This is a genomic window from Brevundimonas sp. EYE_349, assembly GCF_023147505.1.
Lineage (GTDB): Bacteria > Pseudomonadota > Alphaproteobacteria > Caulobacterales > Caulobacteraceae > Brevundimonas.
The window spans coordinates 99032-117047 of record NZ_JAHXPB010000005.1 but is presented as its reverse complement, the minus strand read 5'-3'; the positions used below and the strand labels follow the sequence as shown (position 1 = coordinate 117047).

General features: G+C 67.8%; 14 protein-coding genes, 1 pseudogene and 1 riboswitch. Of the genes and pseudogenes, 9 read left to right on the top strand and 6 right to left on the bottom strand.

Annotated features, from left to right (window positions below; translation table 11 throughout):
* Positions 1 to 76 precede the first annotated feature (76 nt).
* The 5 genes from KZX42_RS10715 (at position 77) to KZX42_RS10695 (ending at position 3594) form a co-directional block, all read left to right on the top strand.
* Entirely contained in the window at positions 77 to 781 is a 705-nt protein-coding gene (locus tag KZX42_RS10715) for a response regulator transcription factor (protein WP_248119332.1), read from the top strand.
* Complete coding sequence (locus KZX42_RS10710) at positions 750 to 2375, top strand: ATP-binding protein (RefSeq protein ID WP_248119331.1); 1626 nt, start codon at positions 750 to 752, stop codon at positions 2373 to 2375. The genes KZX42_RS10715 and KZX42_RS10710 overlap by 32 nt, the downstream gene beginning before the upstream one ends.
* Positions 2372 to 2800, top strand: a complete 429-nt coding sequence (locus tag KZX42_RS10705) for an HPr kinase/phosphatase C-terminal domain-containing protein (RefSeq protein ID WP_248119330.1) — start codon at positions 2372 to 2374, stop codon at positions 2798 to 2800. The genes KZX42_RS10710 and KZX42_RS10705 overlap by 4 nt, the downstream gene beginning before the upstream one ends.
* A gap of 120 nt (positions 2801 to 2920) precedes the next feature.
* Entirely contained in the window at positions 2921 to 3325 is a 405-nt protein-coding gene (locus KZX42_RS10700; RefSeq protein WP_054764347.1) for a PTS sugar transporter subunit IIA, read from the top strand.
* The gene (locus KZX42_RS10695; protein WP_248119329.1) at positions 3322 to 3594 is read left to right on the top strand and encodes an HPr family phosphocarrier protein; all 273 of its coding nucleotides are present in this window, start codon (positions 3322 to 3324) and stop codon (positions 3592 to 3594) included. The genes KZX42_RS10700 and KZX42_RS10695 overlap by 4 nt, the downstream gene beginning before the upstream one ends.
* Before the next feature lie 151 nt (positions 3595 to 3745).
* On the opposite strand, the gene KZX42_RS10690 is transcribed toward KZX42_RS10695, so the two are convergent.
* Both KZX42_RS10690 and KZX42_RS10685 read right to left on the bottom strand, forming a co-directional pair.
* On the bottom strand, positions 3746 to 4540 hold the full coding sequence (locus KZX42_RS10690) for a hypothetical protein (RefSeq protein WP_248119328.1): 795 nt from the start codon (positions 4538 to 4540) through the stop codon (positions 3746 to 3748).
* 372 nt (positions 4541 to 4912) lie between these two features.
* Complete coding sequence (locus KZX42_RS10685; RefSeq protein WP_248119327.1) at positions 4913 to 6013, bottom strand: phytase; 1101 nt, start codon at positions 6011 to 6013, stop codon at positions 4913 to 4915.
* Between the two features lie 95 nt (positions 6014 to 6108).
* On the opposite strand from KZX42_RS10685, the pseudogene KZX42_RS10680 reads away from it, so the two are divergent.
* From KZX42_RS10680 to lpdA, 3 genes and pseudogenes are all read left to right on the top strand, one after another.
* A pseudogene (locus tag KZX42_RS10680) lies at positions 6109 to 6891 on the top strand (carboxypeptidase regulatory-like domain-containing protein); the annotation flags it as partial.
* Entirely contained in the window at positions 6777 to 9131 is a 2355-nt protein-coding gene (locus KZX42_RS10675; RefSeq protein WP_348983627.1) for a TonB-dependent receptor, read from the top strand. The pseudogene KZX42_RS10680 and the gene KZX42_RS10675, both read left to right, overlap by 115 nt.
* 178 nt (positions 9132 to 9309) lie before the next feature.
* Positions 9310 to 10716: a dihydrolipoyl dehydrogenase gene (gene lpdA, locus KZX42_RS10670; protein ID WP_248119326.1), complete on the top strand. Its 1407-nt coding sequence runs from the start codon at positions 9310 to 9312 to the stop codon at positions 10714 to 10716.
* A gap of 60 nt (positions 10717 to 10776) precedes the next feature.
* On the opposite strand, the gene mutS is transcribed toward lpdA, so the two are convergent.
* Positions 10777 to 13395: a DNA mismatch repair protein MutS gene (gene mutS / locus KZX42_RS10665; RefSeq protein ID WP_248119492.1), complete on the bottom strand. Its 2619-nt coding sequence runs from the start codon at positions 13393 to 13395 to the stop codon at positions 10777 to 10779.
* Positions 13396 to 13570: 175 nt separating this feature from the next.
* Positions 13571 to 13716: riboswitch (cobalamin riboswitch) on the top strand.
* A 170-nt stretch (positions 13717 to 13886) separates the two neighbouring features.
* On the opposite strand from mutS, the gene KZX42_RS10660 reads away from it, so the two are divergent.
* On the top strand, positions 13887 to 15716 hold the full coding sequence (locus KZX42_RS10660; RefSeq protein ID WP_248119325.1) for a TonB-dependent receptor: 1830 nt from the start codon (positions 13887 to 13889) through the stop codon (positions 15714 to 15716).
* Here KZX42_RS10660 and KZX42_RS10655 read toward each other — a convergent pair.
* From KZX42_RS10655 to KZX42_RS10645, 3 genes are all read right to left on the bottom strand, one after another.
* Positions 15700 to 16620, bottom strand: a complete 921-nt coding sequence (locus KZX42_RS10655; RefSeq protein ID WP_248119324.1) for an aldo/keto reductase — start codon at positions 16618 to 16620, stop codon at positions 15700 to 15702. The two genes, KZX42_RS10660 and KZX42_RS10655, sit on opposite strands and share 17 nt — an antisense overlap.
* A gap of 95 nt (positions 16621 to 16715) precedes the next feature.
* Entirely contained in the window at positions 16716 to 17348 is a 633-nt protein-coding gene (gene maiA / locus KZX42_RS10650) for a maleylacetoacetate isomerase (protein WP_248119323.1), read from the bottom strand.
* A complete protein-coding gene (locus KZX42_RS10645) occupies positions 17345 to 18013 on the bottom strand; it encodes a fumarylacetoacetate hydrolase family protein (protein ID WP_248119322.1) in 669 nt (222 codons plus the stop codon). Before KZX42_RS10645 ends, maiA begins: the two co-directional genes overlap by 4 nt.
* Positions 18014 to 18016: the final 3 nt, after the last annotated feature.

Below are 18016 nucleotides of genomic sequence, written 5' to 3'. Positions count from 1 at the left end.
ATGTGACCGTGATCGAACGGTTACGCTTGAAGCGCGTTCCTGCTCGCGGGACCGCAAAGTTCAGGAGAAGACACCCTTGGCGAACATCACCCTGGTCGACGACGACGAGAACATCGTGGCGTCCGTGTCGTTGGCGCTGGAAAGCCATGGCCACAAGATCACCGCCTATCATGACGGGGCCTCTGGCCTGGCCGCGCTGGAATCCACGCCGCCCGACCTGGCCATCCTCGACGTGAAGATGCCGCGCATGGACGGGATGGAGGTGCTGCGTCGCCTGCGCCAGACCTCGCAGATCCCGGTCATCATGCTGACGTCCAAGGACGAGGAGATCGACGAGATCCTGGGCTTCAACCTGGGCGCCGACGACTATATCCACAAACCCTTCAGCCAGCGTCTGCTGATCGAACGGGTCAAGGCGCTGTTGCGCCGCACCGGCGCCGACGGCGGTGAGCCGGAAGCCGTCGCAGAGATTTCGGGCCGGGCGATCAAGCGCGGCAAGCTGTCGATGGACCCGGCGCGCCACGAATCGACCTGGGACGGCAAGCCGGTCAAGCTGACCGTGACCGAGTTCCTGCTGCTGCAGGCCCTGGCCCAGCGGCCCGGCTTCGTGAAGAGCCGCGACAACCTGATGGACGCCGCCTACGACGACCAGGTCTATGTCGACGACCGCACCATCGACAGCCACGTGAAGCGGATGCGCAAGAAGTTCCGCGCCGTAGATAACGAGTTCGACGCGATCGAGACCCTGTATGGCGTCGGCTACCGCTACCGCGAGAGCTGATCGTCCCGACGGGCGAGAGCCCGACGAGGAGCGCGTGCGCCGGCCGTTGTTCCGCTTCGGCGGATCGCGGCTAGGCGGCTTCATCCTGGCGCTCAATCTGCTCAGCCTGCTGATCCTGTTCGGCGGCGCCCTGCTGCTGAACGAATGGAGCAAGGGGCTGGTCGGCGCGCGTCAGGAATCTCTGACCGTCCAGGCGGAACTGCTGGCCAATGTGCTGCGCGAGGAGGGCGTGACGCGGGGCGAGCCGACGCCCGAACTGGACCCCATCCGCGCCTCCCTGTGGCTGACTGACCGGTTCATCCCGGCGGGGCAGCGCGTGCGGCTGTACGACATCAACGGCCTGTTGCTGGTGGACAGCTATCAGGTGACCGAGGCCATCGGCGGACGCCCCCTGCCGGACGCCCATTCGGCCGGGTCGCCGACCGACGACGGGGCCGCGGCCAAGCTGGTGTCTGAGCGCCGGATCGCGCGGGCCGACGGCGAGCTGGCCGCCGAGGTCAACGCCGCGCTGGAGGGCGCGCCCCAGGCGACGCTGCGACGCAACGAATCCGGCGACCGGGTGGTGTCCGTCTCCATCCCGGTGCGGCATGTGCGTCAGGTGCTGGGGGTGCTGACGGTCGAATCCGGCGACGTGGACGAGATTCTGAGCGCCCAGCGCCGCGCCCTGGTGCCGTTCGCCCTGGTGGCGCTGGGGGTCAATCTGGTGGCCTCGCTGGTGCTGCATCTGTTCGTGGCGCGGCCCATCATGCGGCTGTCGGCGGCGGCGGATCAGGTCAAGCTGCAACGCGCGCGCGCCATCTCCCTGCCCGATCTGGAGGATCGCAAGGACGAGATCGGCGATCTGGCCCGGTCGCTGGAATCCATGACCGACACCCTGTCCACCCGCATGGACGCCATCGAACGGTTCGCCGCCGACGTCTCGCACGAGATCAAGAACCCCCTGACCTCGATCCGCTCGGCGCTGGAGACTCTGCCGCTGGTCAGGACCGACGCCCACCGCGAGAAGCTGACAGCCCTGTTGCAACAGGACGTGCGGCGCCTGGACCGGCTGATCACAGACATCTCCAACGCCTCGCGCCTGGATGCGGAACTGTCGCGCGACCGGCCCCGCCCGATCACGCTGAACCAACTGCTGACCGACATCGCGGGCGTCTATGACACCACGGCCAAGCCCGGCGACATCCCGGTGCTGTTCCAGGCGCCCGAGACGCCGCTGCGCGTCATGGGCCGCGACGGGCCGCTGGGCCAGGTGTTCCGCAACCTGATCGACAACGCCCGCTCCTTCAGCCCTTCGGGCGGGGCGGTCCGCGTCAGTCTGGAAGAGACGACCGACGACCTGCCGGTCCGCGTGCGGGTCGAGGACCAGGGGCCGGGCATCCCGCCCGAGAACCTGGAGACGGTGTTCGAACGCTTCTACACCTCGCGGCCGCAAGGGGCGAAGTTCGGCTCCAACTCGGGCCTCGGCCTGTCCATCGTGCGCCAGATCGTCGAGGCGCACGGCGGCCGCGTCCACGCCGAGAACCAGATGCAGGACGGTCAGGTTGTCGGCGCCCGGTTCGAAATCCTGTTCCCCGCGGTCGGCCGCCGGGCATGACGCCCGCCGCCCCGATCCACGCCACCACGGTCGCCGTGCGCCAGGGGGGCGGCTGGCGCGGGGTGATGATCCTGGGCGCATCGGGCGCGGGTAAAAGCGACCTGGGCCTAAGGCTGATCGGGCGCGGCGGGCGGCTGGTCAGCGACGACTACACCCATGTCTGGGCGTCGAACGGCGCGCTCTACGCCCGCGCGCCAGTCGCCATAGCGGGGCGAATCGAGGTTCGGGGCCTGGGAATCGTGACCGCCGCGACACGGCCGCTGGTCAGAGCGGCGCTGGCCGTCGTCTGCACGCACGAACCGGTCGAACGGCTGCCCGAGGCGCAATCGCGGGCGTTCTGCGGGGTGGACCTGCCCTTCCTGACGCTGGACCCGCGCCCCGCTTCGGCCGTCGATGTGGTCGCAGCGGTGTTGGAGACGCTTTGAAACGCCGAAAGACAGGTCTATGACACCCCCCTTGCGGTCCAGGAAAGGACGGCGTCCGGCCTCCTCGCCGGGCGGGGGAACGTTCGGGACGGTTCGGGGCGGGATGCGAGTGAAGTCCTCATGATCGGTCTGGTCATCGTCACCCACGGCGGGCTGGCGTCAGAATTTCTGTCGGCGATGGAGCATGTGGTCGGCCCGCAGCGCGGCGTCGCGGCCATCTGCATCGGTCCCGAAGACGACATGGAGCGTCGGCGTCGCGACATCGTCGATGCGGCGGCGGCCGTGGACGACGGCGACGGCGTCATATTGTTGACCGACATGTTCGGCGGCACGCCCTCCAATCTGGCCATCTCGGTGATGGAGCAGACCCACGCCGAGGTCATCGCCGGCCTGAACCTGCCCATGCTGATCAAGCTGGCCAGCGTGCGCGGGCGCGAGACGCTGGAAGCCTGCGTAGCCCATGCGCAGGACGCCGGGCGCAAATACATCTCGGTCGCCTCCTGGGTGCTGGCGGGCGAGAAATGACCGTCGCGGCGACCCTGAACATCTGCAATACGCGCGGCCTGCACGCCCGCGCCTCGGCCAAGTTCGTCAAACTGGCCTCCAGTTTCGAAAGCGAGATCCACGTCACCCGCGACGGGGTGACGGTCGACGCCCGCTCCATCATGGGCCTCTTGATGCTGGGCGCCGGCATCGGCTGCAGCATCGACGTCTCCGCCGAAGGCCCGGACGCCGAAGAGGCGATGGAGGCCCTGACCGATCTGGTCGCGCGCAAGTTCGACGAGGATCAGTAGGGGATCGCCAACCGCGGGCTTGACCTGAAAGACAGGCATTCAGCCGTATTGCGCCTGAATGCGGACTTTCCGACTGTTTTCTAGGCGGCGGGAGCGAACCTTTTCGCCGGCTGACATTCTGGACCGCGCCCAAAAGTGGCGAACGACAGAGTCAGTGACGAATTATCATCGCCGACCGAAGCCGCACGGTTTCGACCTGCTCGTCGCCGGTCAGGGTCACGATCCAAGATCTTGCGCCGGGTCCCGATGTGTCGAACTCGACCTCGGCGGCGTTCCAGTTCCGGGGCGCGCCCGTCTGCACGAAAAGCCTCGGTCCCGGCGGGGTCGAGGCGTTGCGCGGCGGCAAGTGACGGCTTGGCCGAACGCTCAGCAGCTTGTCCAAGGGCAACTCCGCCAAGGCTCGCCTGGGATCATTACAGGCCGTGGCCGACTCTTGCGGATCACACTCGAGGGCGAACGGCAGATCATCTGTCCCAGCCGCCAACCGCATCGCCTCGGTCAGCCGGGTGAGTGTTTTCAGCTGGCCGTCCACCTGCCCCTCGGACCCCCCGATATAGCCGGTCAACTCGGCGCACCGCGTCTCAGTCGCCGGCTCGGGATGAGACGGCCCATACTGCATCCCCGAGCCCAGATCGCTGACCGTCAACACCATCTCCGGGTCGTCTAGATTGCCGGGCGCGCTTGGATTGCCGGCCGAGACCACATGCACCCGCCGGGCGCAGATTCCGTCTCGTTCGGGCTGGGACTGTTCCCAAAAGAGCGCCCGGTAGACCTGCCCCGGCATCCAGTAGCGTCGCACCCAGCCGCCGGTGATGCGCTCCGCCGTCTCAACTGGCAGCACCTTCGGCGCCAGGACTAGAGGATCGGCTTGTTTGACCTCCGCCAAGGGCAGGGTCCGCTCGGGTTGCTGCCCTGCGAGGGCCATCGCAAGCAGTAGTTCCATCATGACGCGCACCCTCCTAGGTTTCGCGTCAGCATAGCTTCGATCGGCTTGCAGAGCGACTAAGGCTAATCGACATTCAACTTAAAATCGTCATCCCGGGGTATCCAAGGACGAACCCGGAACCCGGAGGGCGCGCATCCGGCGTCGGATGCGTTCAGCAGCGCGACCGCAGCCCTGGGTTTCGGGTTCTTCGCTTCGCTCAGCCCCGGAATGACGATCTGATAATTCGACCGACTGAATGTCGATTGAACCTAGCCAAACCGCTGAATCCCTTGCTGGGGAAACAAGCTGCGGACCCCGACACCGACTTCCGGATTCAGATCTAGAGTGTAAGGGATGCCGGTCTTGGCGAACCTCGCACGAGGATGGCGGAGGCTACAGCCCCAACGCTCGACGCACATCGCGCCAATCGACGTATTTGAAGTTCTGGGCGCCGCCGTCGTTGACGTCGTCCTGGATGACGACGACGCCATCGGGGAAGGGGCCGACTTGACCGCTGGCGGCCGCCAGGCCGTCCGTGCCGGTGACGCCGTCCACTACGCCGTTCACGATCTTGAAGCGGCCCTTGTATTGCGGCGCCGCGCCGTCGATGCGCCAGACGGGGAAGGTGGAATCGCCCTGGCTGGAAGCGATCAGATAGCGGCCCGAGGCGTCGGTTATGGCGGTCAGGCCTTCGGCGTCGGCGACCAGAATGTCCTTGGCGATGGGCCGGATCAGGGTGCGGGCCGCGCCGGACGCCGGGTCCAGGCCATAGCGCCACAGGCCGACGTTTTCCTCGTTGATATAGAGGGCGTCGCTCGCCTCGTCGGCGGCGCAGCCTTCTGAGATGGAGCCGATCTCTGCGGTGCGGACCAGGCGGGCGGTCGGGCGGCCGGCGGCGTCGGCGCCCAGGACGAACTGGCGCAGTTCACCTTCGTGCCCGACCAGAATGGCGTGAACCTCCGGGCCGCGACGGGCGAAGCAGAAGCCGTAGGGTTCGATCACGTCGGTCGCGACATGGCCCCAATAGCGCACGCCGTTCTGACGAGGGCCGGCCGGGTCGAAGACATGGAGTGAAATGCCCGTCCTGCCCGGCGTGCGGTCGCTGGCGCCCAGCACCAACTGCGGGCGGCCATCGATGGACAGGCCCTCGACCGCATCGACATTGTTCAGCAGTCCCTCGGGCAGGAACTGGAGAATGCGGCCGTCGAAGCCGTAGATATACAGGCCCGACTTCTTGTCGGCACCGGCGACGAAGCCGGGCGTGGCCTGGCCCATCACCATGACGGGCGTGGCGCTGGCCCAGACGGCCGGGTCGTCTGCGGCGTCCTGGCCGGAGGCGCCGACGGGCGGGGTCTCCAGCACGGCTTGGACCTGAGCGCAGGGGCCGACGACGCCGGCGCCTTCACCCTGGAAATCGACCTCGTGCCCGGCGCAACCGGTCAGAAGCGACAATAGGGCGCAGGCGGTCGGCAGGCGAAGACGAGGGCGGCGCATGGCGGGGTCCGGAACGGTGTGCGGGCGTCCTTTCGCCGCGGCGACGGCTTGGTCAACGGCGACGTCGTAACGGTTCGGCGTCCGTTCGATGACCGATGATCCGACAAGGGATCAACCGTCATGCCGCTGTCGGAAAACCGCGAAACGGGCGTCTCGGAAACGTCGCTTTCGCGTCGTCGCCAAAGGTTAAGCGCCGCCCTCATCGGCCAAAGCGAAACGTCGCGGGCCGAGGGGGACAAGAGATGAAACCGAACCTGCTGATGAGCGCCGCGCTCAAGCCCATGTTGATGGCGCCGATGATCCTGGCGCCGATGGCCGCCGTCGCCCATGCTGAGACCGCTGACGCCGTGGTTGCTTCCGCCGCGGCCGTCGCGGGCGACGTGATCTATGGCCGGGTCACCAACGCCTCGGGCGCGCCCCTGCCCGGCGCCGAGGTCGTGGTGCGCGGGTCGGGCCAGCGGGTCGTGACCAACACCCAGGGCGAGTTCACCCTGCCGACCGCGGCGGGCCAGATGGTTCTGGACGTGCGCTACCTCGGGCTGCCCTCGGCCAGCCAGACGGTCGTCACCACGCGCGGCGAAAACGCGAACGTGGCCATCGTCCTGGGTTCCACCTCGGCGACCGACGTGGCGGACGTGATCGTCACCGGCGTGATCACCGACGGCGTGGCCCGTTCGTTGAACCAGCAGAAGAACGCCGACGGCACCGTCAACATCCTGTCGGCCGACGCCATCGGCCGCTACCCCGACCCGAACGTGGCGGAATCCCTGCAGCGCGTTCAGGGCATCGCCATCCAGCGCGACCAGGGCGAGGGTCGCTACATCAATGTGCGCGGCGCGCCCTCGACCTTCACCGCCGTCTCGGTCGACGGGGTGGCCATTCCCGCCGTCTCGGCCTCGACCCGCGCGGTCGATCTGGACACCCTGCCTTCGGACATCGTTCGACCGTCGAGGTCTCCAAAACCCTGCGCCCCAGCCAGGACGCGGACTCCATCGCCGGGGCCGTGGACATCAAGACCCGCTCGCCCTTCGACAAGCGCCGTCTGGCCCTCAGCGGCTATGCGGGCGGCAGCTATAATGACTACGGCGGCTCCGACACCCGCGCGGGCGCCACGGCGTCCAACGTCTTCGGTACGAACGAGACCTTCGGCGCCCTGGTGTCGGTCAGCTATTCAGAGACCAACCGCCGTCCCGACAACGTCGAGAACGCCTGGACCCTGGGCGCGGACCCTGCTGTCGCGGCCACCTTCGGCCGCTACTATCTCGAAGAAACCCTGTTCAAGGACTATGAGACCAAGCGCACGCGCAAGGCGGTGACCGGCGCTCTCGAATGGCGGCCCAGCGATCAGCTGCGCGCCTGGCTGCGTGGCTCCTTCGCCGAGTTCAACGACGACGAATACCGCAATACCCTGCGCTTCACCTATTCGGACGGCAAGCCCAAGGCGGGGCTGACCGATCAGGCGGGCGAGTTCACCGGCGCGCGCCTCTATAAGGCCCTGCGTCACCGCGAGCAGAACAACCAGATCACCACCCTGAACCTGGGCGGCGAATACACCTTCGGTAATGGCGCCGTCTGGGACGCGACCCTGGCCTGGGCCAGGAGCGAGCAGACCTATCCGCACCGCGACGAGCTGGTGTATCGCTCGGGTACGCAGACGCTGACCTACGATACGACGAACCACTACGCTCCGACCTATTCGCCGTTCGCAGGGACCTATTATTCGACTCCATCCAACTTCTCATTCCGAGAGAACACCTTCCGCTCGAACACGACCGAGCAGGAAGACGTGTCCTTCAAGACGAATTACGAACTGCCGACCGTCATCGGCGGCCGTGAAGTGACGCTGAAGTTCGGCGCCAAATACAGCACGCGCGACGTCAGCGCCGACGAAGAGCGTTTCCGCGACCGCACGCAAACCGCCCCGGTGAACCCTGGCGCATTGGCGGGCTTGCTAAGCGACCGTCCGTCGCAGAACTACGACTACAATTTGGGCGTGAAGTTCGATCACGGTCTTGCAACCGACTATCTCGACGGCATCCGCGCCACGTCCACGACCGCGGCGTCACGCCGCACGCCGCAATCGATCACGGCGGACTACAGCGCCAACGAAGACATTCTCGCCGGTTACGGCCAGGCCCGGTTCGATGTGGGCGCGACCAATGTCCTTATCGGCCTGCGCGTCGAAAAGACCGACTTCGAAGGCTCCGCGACTAGCGTGAACGCAGCCAGCGTCCTGACCCCCGTCACCGTCAGCCGCGACCAGACCGACGTCTTCCCCAACCTGACGCTGCGCCACAACTTCAGCGAAAACCTGATCGGCCGTTTCGCCCTGACCCGCGCCATCTCGCGCGCGGACTACACCGACATCGTCCCGCGCCTGCTGGAGACCAGCGAGAACGTCGACGAGAACGGCGTCACCAAGGTCAAGACCACGGTCTCGCGCGGCAACCCGGACCTGAAGTCCACCCTGTCGAACAATATCGACCTGGGTCTGGAGTACTATCTGCGTCCGCTGGGCGTGATCTCGGCCAACGCCTTCTACAAGGACCTGTCCGACTACCGCTTCACCCTGGTCACCGCCGGCGTGCCCTATCAGCCCGCGCCATCGGGCTTCGCCGAGGTCACCGAGGCCCAGAACGCCGATGGTCATCTGGCCGGGATCGAACTGAACTGGCAGCAGACCTTCGGCTTCCTGCCCGGCTGGGCTTCGGGCTTTGGCGTCTTCGCCAACCTCACCCTGACCGACGCCGAGATCAAGAGCCGCGCCTCCTATGCGGGCCGCAACACCTTCGTCCTGCCGGGCCAGTCGGACACCACCTACAACGCCGCCCTCTTCTATGAGCGCGAGGGGCTGAGCGCCCGGGTCTCCTACACCCACCGCAGCGAGTTCCTGGAAGCCATCGACGCCACCCGCCCGGGCCTGGACCTGTGGGTCGAGGGACGCGGCCAGCTGGACTTCACCGCCAGCTACGACTTCGGCAACGGGATCGAGTTGTTCGGCGAAGCCAAGAACCTGACCGACAGCGCGGGCGTGCGCTACTACGGCGTCAAGGAGCGGACCTACGAGTACGAGAAGTTCGGCTACAACGTCTTCGTCGGCGTGCGCTTCAAGCTGTAAGCGCGCCGTCTGATGATGATCGAAGGCGCTGGGCGGCGACGCTTGGCCCTTTTTCGTCGGTCGACCCTCTGCAATTGGTCGAAAGGCGGCCCCATATGGCGGGCAGCGGTTGACCCGTGCGGGGTCGGCGCTAGTGTCCGCGCGCCTTTTCCCGCGCGCCAGAAGACCAGAGGATACCATGGCCGAAGCCACCGCCGCCTACGACGTCGTCATCATCGGCGGAGGCCCTGGCGGCTATAACGCCGCGATCCGCGCCGGCCAGCTGGGCCTGAAGGTGGCCTGCGTCGAGATGCGCTCGACCCTGGGCGGCACCTGCCTGAACGTCGGTTGCATGCCGTCGAAGGCCCTCCTGCACGCCTCGGAACTGTGGAACGCCGCCAATACCGAATTCGCCAAGATCGGCATCGAGGTCTCGCCCAAGCTGAACCTGGGCCAGATGCACGCCGCCAAGGACGAAAGCGTCCTGGGCCTGACCAAGGGCATCGAGTTCCTGTTCAAGAAGAACAAGGTCGAGTGGATCAAGGGCAAGGGCAAGATCGTCGGCAAGGGCAAGGTCGAGGTGACCGCCGCCGATGGCGCCGTCCAGACGCTGGACGCCAAGAACATCGTCATCGCCACCGGCTCCGAGCCGACCCCGCTGCCGGGCGTGGCGTTCGAAGACGGCAAGGTCATCGATTCCACCGGCGCCCTGTCGCTGCCGGCCGTGCCGAAAAAGCTGATCGTGGTCGGCGCGGGCATCATCGGCCTGGAGCTGGGCTCGGTCTGGCGCCGCCTGGGCGCCGAGGTCACGGTGGTCGAGTTCCTGGACCGGATCACGCCCGGCATGGACACCGAGGTCGCCACCGCCTTCCAGCGCACACTAACCAAACAGGGCATGGTCTTCAAACTGGGCGCCAAGGTCACGGCCGCCAAGGCGGGCAAGGACGGAGTTGAACTGACGGTCGAACCCTCGGCCGGCGGCGCCGCAGAAACGATCAAGGGCGATGTCGTTCTGGTCGCCATCGGCCGTCGTCCCTATACGGACGGCCTGGGTCTGGAGAGCGTGGGCGTGACGCCGGACAAGCGCGGCTTCATTGACCATGACCACTTCAAGGTGGCTGACGGCGTCTGGGTGATCGGCGACGTGACCCACGGTCCGATGCTGGCGCACAAGGCGGAAGAAGACGCCGTCGCCGTGATCGACACCATCGCCGGCAAATACGGCCACGTCGACTACGCCCTGGTGCCGAGCGTCGTCTACACCTTCCCCGAAGTGGCCTGGGTCGGTCAGACCGAGGACCAGTTGAAGGCCGCCGGCGTCGCCTACAAGAAGGGCAAGTTCCCCTTCGCCGCCAACAGCCGCGCCAAGATCAATCACGAGACCGACGGCTTCGTGAAGGTTCTGGCCGACGCCGCGACGGACAAGGTGCTGGGCGTCCACATCATGGGCCCGCAGGCCGGGGAGATGATCCACGAGGCGGCCATCACCATGAGCTTCGGCGGCGCGTCGGAAGACATCGCCCGCACCTGCCACGCCCACCCGACCCGTTCGGAAGCCGTCCGTCAGGCGGCCATGGATGTCGAAGGCTGGATGATGCAGGCCTGATCCGAAACGGATCGACACTCTAAGCAAGGCCCGGACGGCGACGTCCGGGCCTTCGTCACATCAGGCCAGACCCTTCAGCCGATAGAGCGCCTCCAGCGCCTCGCGCGGGGTCAGGTCGTCGGGATCGACGTCACGGAACGCCAGTTCCAGAGGCGAGGAGCCGCGCACCGGCTCCGGCTCGGCGACGGCGAACAGGGGCAGGTCGTCCAGACGGGCGGCGGCGGCCTTTTCGCCCTCCAGACGCTCAAGCACCGAACGGGCGCGGGTGACCACGGACGTCGGCACGCCCGCCAGCTTGGCCACCTGAACCCCGTAGGAACGGTCAGCGGCGCCGGGCGCCGCCTCGTGCAGGAAGACCAGGTCGCCATTCCACTCCTTGGCGACCATCGACAGGTTGCAGACATGGTCCAGCCGCGTCTCCAGCTGGGCCAACTCGTGATAGTGGGTGGCGAACAGGGTGCGGGCGCGGTTGGTTTCGTGCAGCGCCTCGGCGGTGGCCCAGGCGATGGCCAGACCGTCGTAGGTGGCGGTCCCGCGTCCGATCTCGTCCAGCACGACGAAGCTGCGGGGCGTGGCCTGGGTCAGGATGGCGGCGGTCTCGACCATCTCCATCATGAAGGTGGAGCGGCCGCGCGCCAGGTCATCGCCCGCGCCGACACGGCTGAACAGCCGGTCCACCACGCCTAGCCGCATCGACCGGGCCGGCACGAAGGCGCCCGCCTGGGCCAGGATCACCAGCAGCGCGTTCTGGCGCAGGAAGGTCGACTTACCGGCCATGTTCGGCCCGGTGACGATGGCCAGACGGGCGCAGTCGCCGCCTGATCCATCCAGACGGGCGTTGTTGGGGGTATAGGGATCGCCTTGCGCCTTCACCGCCGCCTCGACGACGGGGTGGCGCCCGGCCTCGACGCAGAAGATCAGGGTGTCGTCCACGACGGGGCGGGTCGCGCCCACCTCCTGCGCCCATTCGGCCAGGGCGGCGTGGGCGTCCAGTTCGGCCAGGGCCTCGGCCACCGCTTGCAACGGCTGGGCCAGACGGGCGATCTCGCGGCGCCAACTTTCGAAGATCTCGCCCTCGATGGCCAGGGCGCGGTGCCCGGCCTGACTGATCCTGGCGTCCAGTTCCGACAGTTCGACGGTGGTGAAGCGGACCTGAGCCGCCAGGGTCTGGCGGTGGATGAAGGGGCTGTCGGGACCGGCGCGCAGCAACCCTTCCGCCGCCTTGGCCGAGGTTTCCAGGAAATAGCCCAGGACGGCGTTGTGCTTGACCTTGAACGGCACGCCGGATTCGGCGACGGCGCGGGCCTCAAGGTCGGCGACCACGCGACGGCTGTCGTCTCGCAGGGTGCGGGCGGCGTCCAGCTCGGGGCGATAGTCGGGGCGGACGAAGCCGCCGTCGCGGGCCAGATGCGACGGCTCCTCCACCAGACCGTCGACCAGATCGGCCTTCAGCCGGGACAGATCCGCCGACAGGGTCAGCCGGTCCAGCGCCAGGGCGATGCGGCGCGGCTGGCCGGTCAGGGGATCGACCTGTCCGATAAACAGACCGGCGATGCCCTCCGCAATCGACAGGCCGACGCGCACGGCGGCCAGATCGCGCGGGCCGCCGCGTCCCAGCGCCAGACGCCCTACGGCGCGGGCCACGTCCGATGAGGTTTTCAGGCCGTCGCGCAGGTCGCGCCGCAGGTCGCGGCGCTCCAGCATCCATTCGACGGCGTCGAGCTGTTCGTTGATGGCCAGGGGATCGCGCAACGGCCGGGCGATCCGTTCCGCCAGCGCCCGCGCCCCGCCCGAGGTGACGGTGCGGTCAATGCAGGCCAGCAAGCTGCCTTCGCGCTCGCCGCGCTGGGTGCGGTCGATCTCCAGACTGGCCCGCGTCGCCGGGTCGATGGCCAGAAACCCGCTGTCGCCGAGACGGCGCGGCGGGGCCAGGGCGGGAACCTTGCCCGCCTGGGTCGTCTCCAGATAAGCAGCGATCAGACCCAGCGCCGAAACCTCGGCCTCCTCGAAGGCGCCGAATCCGTCCAGCGCCGCCACGCCGTACAGGCGTTCGACCCGCGCCCGGGCCGCTTGGGGTTCGGCGATGGCCGAGGCCAGGGCCTGGACCACCCCGCCCGAGCCGTTCAGGGCGTCGCACGTCGTCTCGTCGGAGTACATCCGGTCGGTGACCAGCACCTCGGACGGACGGAAGGCGGCCAGCGCCGCGCCCAGGTCCTCGATGGCGCAGGCGACGCTGTCGACCGCGCCGGACGACAGTTCGACCACGGCGACCGCAGCACGGCCTTTGCGCACCGCCACCGCCGCCAGACGGTTGGCGCCGCGCGCGTCCAACAGGCTGTCTTCGGTCAGGGTTCCCGGCGTGACCACACGGACCACGCCACGATGCACCACGGCCTTGCCGCCGCGCTTCTTGGCTTCGGCGGGGTCTTCCAGCTGTTCGCAGATGGCGACCTTGTGGCCCATGCGGATCAGTCGGGCGAGGTAGCCCTCCATGGCGTGGACCGGCACGCCCGCCATCGGAATGTCCTCGCCCTGGTGCTTGCCCCGCTTGGTCAGAGTGATGCCCAGAGCCGCCGCCGCCACCTCGGCGTCCTTGAAGAACAGCTCGTAGAAGTCGCCCATGCGGAAGAACAGGATGGCGTCCGTCTGCCCCGCCTTGGCTGTCAGATACTGGGCCATGAAGGGCGTCGCGCCCTCGATGGCGGCGGCGATTTCGGGAGGAGGCCCATTATCGGGGAATTTGGCGGGGGCGTTCATGTGGCCCTAGGGTGACGGATCGGAACCGACGCCTCAAGCCCGTTCCGCCAGCCTTGCACAGGCTTGTCCCCCCTGCGATAGGCCCCGTCAGGCGGTTTAGGGAACGTGGTCAGACGCCACGGCTGTTCCCGCAACTGTAGGCGGCGAGAGCGTCGTCCGTCCGGGGTCGGTGATCCCGGCGCCACTGGCCCCAGGGCTGGGAAGGCGAGGGCGATGTTTGATGAACCGCAAGCCAGGAGACCTGGCCGCCCAAAGTCGCTCGCCCCTGTCCGGGCACAGGCAGAGGCGCGGTCTCCATCCGTTGCAGCGACCCGATCTTGCGCCGTCCAGACCCTTCGCCGGTCTGGCGGGTCGGTTCGCTCATGACGGTCTCTCGCGCGCATTCGCGGGACCGGAAACGGGGATATCGCTCAATGAAGCGTTCCATTCTGCTCGCCTCGGCCGCGCTCTCGGTCGTCGCCATCGCCGCACCCGCCCTGGCCGACGACACGACCCAGGTCAGCGACGTCGTCGTCACCGCCACCCGCCTGCCCGCCATCGTCGCCGAGACGCCGGGCGCGCGCGTCATCGACAGCCAGACCATCCAAGAGCGCGGCGCCGTGTTCGCCACTGACATCCTGTCGGACGTGCCCGGCCTGTCGGTCTATCGCGCCAGCTTCGGCGGCGTCGCCTCGGTGCGGATGCGCGGCGCCAGCCAGGACAAGACCCTGGTGCTGGTGGATGGCGTAGCCGTCAACGACCCCTCGCAGCCGGCGGGCGGTTTCGACTTCTCGGGCTTCGACCTGGGCGACGTTTCGCGCATCGAGGTGCTCAGCGGCCCCCAGTCGTCGCTTTGGGGCTCGTCCGCGATCGGCGGCGTCATTTCCTTCACCACCAGTGAGTTGAACGGCGTGTCGGCCAATGCCGAAGCCGGTTCGTACGGCACGGCGCGCGGTCGTCTGGGCCTGGGCGTGGCCACTGAGAAGTTCGCCTATGGCGTCTCCGTCTCCAAGTTCCACAGCGACGGTTTCTCGGCGGCTGACAAGATCAACGGCAACACCGAGAAGGACGGCTTCGACAACACCACCGTCAGCGCCCGCGCCCGTTATGAGCTGAACGACCGCTTTGGCGTCGACGCCAGCTATCGTTACTCCGACACCGACGCCGATGTCGACGGTTTCGGCCCGGTCGATGCGCTGGATACGGCGGCGACCGTCAATCAGTCGGGTCTGGTTCGCCTGCGTGTCGCCGATGTCCTGGGCCTGGATCACAAGTTCACGGTCGCCGCCTCCGACATCGACCGCGTCGCCAAGAGCGCCTATCCGTCGGTCTATAGCGGCCAGCACCGCCTTTACCGCTGGCAGGCGGACAGCCGTGATCAGAACGCCCGTCTGGCCTACAGCTTCGGCGCCGAGCATGAGGAAACCCAGGCGGATCTGGACGGCAGGGTCAAGGCTGAACTGGACGTGGACTCGGTGTTCGGCGTGGCCCGTTTCAACGCCACGGATCGCCTGAGCGTCACGGCCGGCCTGCGCCACGACGAAACCGACAAGTATGGCGGCAAGACCACGGGGCGCATTTCGGCGGCCTATGATCTGGGCGCCGGCCTGACCTTCAGCGGCGCTTACGGCACCGGCTTCAAGACGCCGTCCGTCGCCCAGACGGTTTGCGATTTCTGCTTCGTCCTGCCGAGCACCAAGGTGGCCGAACTGGTTCCCGAAAAGGCGGAGAGCGGTGAATTGGCTCTGGGCTGGCGCTCGAACGACGGCCGTTTCGATGGTCGCCTGACGGCTTACCGTCTTGAGGTCGAGAACCAGATCGACGGCTACTACAATCCGGCCAGCTTTGAGTATTATTACGTCAACCTGATCCGCACCCGCACCGACGGCGTGGAGTTGGAAGGCCGGGTCGATCTGGGTCGCGGTTTCGATCTGACGGCCGCCTATGCCTGGACCGACGCCGAAAATGCGGTGACCAAGGCTCCGATCCTGCGCGTGGCGGAACACTCCGGGTCGGCGACCCTGGGCTGGACCGGACAACGCCTGTCGGGCGCGGTGACGGTGCGGGCGGAAGGCGAGATGCCGGATTCGGGCGGCATGCGTGACGGCTTCGTCATCACCAATCTGAACGGCGCCTATGCGCTGACGGACAATGTGACCCTGACGGCGCGCGTCGAGAACCTGTTCGACGAACACTATCAGCGTCTGCTGGGCTACGGCGAAGCCGGTCTGTCCGGCTATGTCGGCATCAGGCTGCGCTACTGATCCGGGCGCGGGCGTCGGCGGCGAAGGCCGCCGGCGCCGCAAGCGCCAGGGCTGACCAGTCCAGGTTGGGGCAGGGCGCGTGGGCGGCGGCCAGGATGGCGCGCAGTTCGGCGGCCGAGGCGACGCTGGCCACCACCTTGTCCACGCCTTTCAGCGACAGGGCGTAGGCCAGGGCGGCCTGCATGGGGTCGCAGCGTTGCTCGGCCAGACGTCGGCGCGTGCGCGACAGGGCCTGGGCGTGGCTGGCCAGCTCGGGCGGCAGGTCCTCGCCTCCTGCGAACAGCAGGCCGTCGGCGAAGACGGACGACAGATGCACGCTGGCGCCAGTGTCGGCGATGGCCTCCAACACGCCGTCCTGGGCCGCGCGCTGATCCAGCAGGCTGCACGGCACCTGGACGACGTCGGCCTCCAGGCGGCGCGCCAGAAGGGCGGGACCGTCCTCGATCGCGGCGCAGAAACCGATGCGGCGGAACAGGCCGCGATCCTTCAGATTGCGCGCGCGATCCCACAGGGCCCGGCCCTCGGCGCCGGCCAGATCGGCGGCGTTAAAGATCAGAAGGACGTCGCCGCGCGGCAGACCCATCCGCTCCAGCGAGCGGCGAGCGCGCGCCTCGACCCGATCGAGACCTTCGCTCAGGGCCACGGTGCGAACCGTGACCTGGAAGGGCGAGGGAAAGGGCCAGGCCTGGCCCAGCAGCCGTTCGCCGTCGCCATCGGGCCGGGTGGCGATCAGTTTGACGCCCGCATCCGCCCCGGTCTGCAGCAGGAACCGCATCGCATCCTCGCGCGCGCCGGACGGGGCGCTCATGAAAGCGCCCGGCGCGCGCTCGGGCGCGGTCACCACGGCCAAGGCCAGGCGATGGATGGGCGACGACGCCGAAGGTGTGGCGGGGGAATACGACACCCCCGCACTTTGACGCGCAATGCTTAAGGGACGCTGAGCGAGACCTTAAGCGAACCCTACTTATCCACCGCTGATATGCGTCGGCGCCGGTGTTTTCAGTCGGCGTCGGGCTGGCGATCCGGGTGGGCGGCGTGGAAGGCGGGGTGGTCCAGCGCCTGGATATCTATGGCCAGAAGACCGGGCCAGGGCGACAGGTCCATGTTGAATCGGCGGGCCGAATAGATTTGCGGGATCAGATAGCAGTCCGCCAGGGTTGGGGCGTCGCCGAAGCACCAACCCGCGCCATGGCGGGCGACCAGGGCCTGAAGCGCGTCGAAGCCAGGCGCGATCCAACCGGCGGCCCAGGCGTCGATCGCGGCCTGGTCGGCGCCGAACTCGGCCCGCAAAGCCTTCAGCACCCGCAGATTGTTCAGCGGATGGATGTCGCAGCCGATCAGGGCGCACATGGCGCGCACCACGGCGCGGTCGTCGGGGGCGGCCGGCAGCAGCGCCGGGGCGGGATGGGTCTCCTCCAGCCACTCCAGAATGGCCGGGCTCTGGATCAGGACGCGGTCGCCGTCCTGCAGAGCCGGCACCATGCCTTGGGGGTTCAGGGCCAGATAGTCCGGCGTCTTCTGTTCGCCCTTCCTCAGGTCGTGGGCCGCCAGGTTGTAGCCGACGCCCTTCAACGCCAGGGCGATCCGCACCCGGTAGCTGGCCCCAGAGCGCCAGTAGCCATGCAGGATCACGGCTGAACCTCGAAACGCAGGGTCTCCAGCCCGGCGATGGTGACGACGACCTGGTCGCCCGGCTTGACGGGGCCGACGCCGGACGGCGTGCCGGTGAAGATCAGATCGCCGGGCTGAAGCGACCACAGGGCGCCGGCCGCCTCGACGATGCGATCAGGGTTCAGGATCATGTCGTCCAGAACGCTGTCCTGTTTGACCTCGCCATTGACGGTCAGGCGTATGGCGCCCGCGGGATCCGGCAGGTCGCCAAGGGTGACGGGGCCGCACGGCGCCGACTGGTCGAACCCCTTGGCGGCGTCCCAGGGGCGGCCGGTCTTCTTGGCCTCGGCCTGCAGGTCACGGCGCGTCAGGTCGCAGCCGACCGCCCAGCCCACGACGCCAATCAGGCCGTCTTCCCTGGGGCCGATGGCGGCGACCAGTTCGGCCTCGTAATGAAGGTTTTCGGTCGCCGACGGATAGGCCGGGTCCGCACCGTCCGACACCAGGGCGTCGCCGGGCTTGGAGAAGAAGAAGGGCGTCTGCTTGTCCGGGTCCGATCCCATTTCGCGCGCATGGGCGGCGTAGTTCTGGCCGACGCACAGGATGCGGCGCACGGGAAACCGCGCGTCATGGCCGACGATGGGCAGGGACGGCGTGGGGCGGGGCGGGAACAGCCATTGGGTCATGGT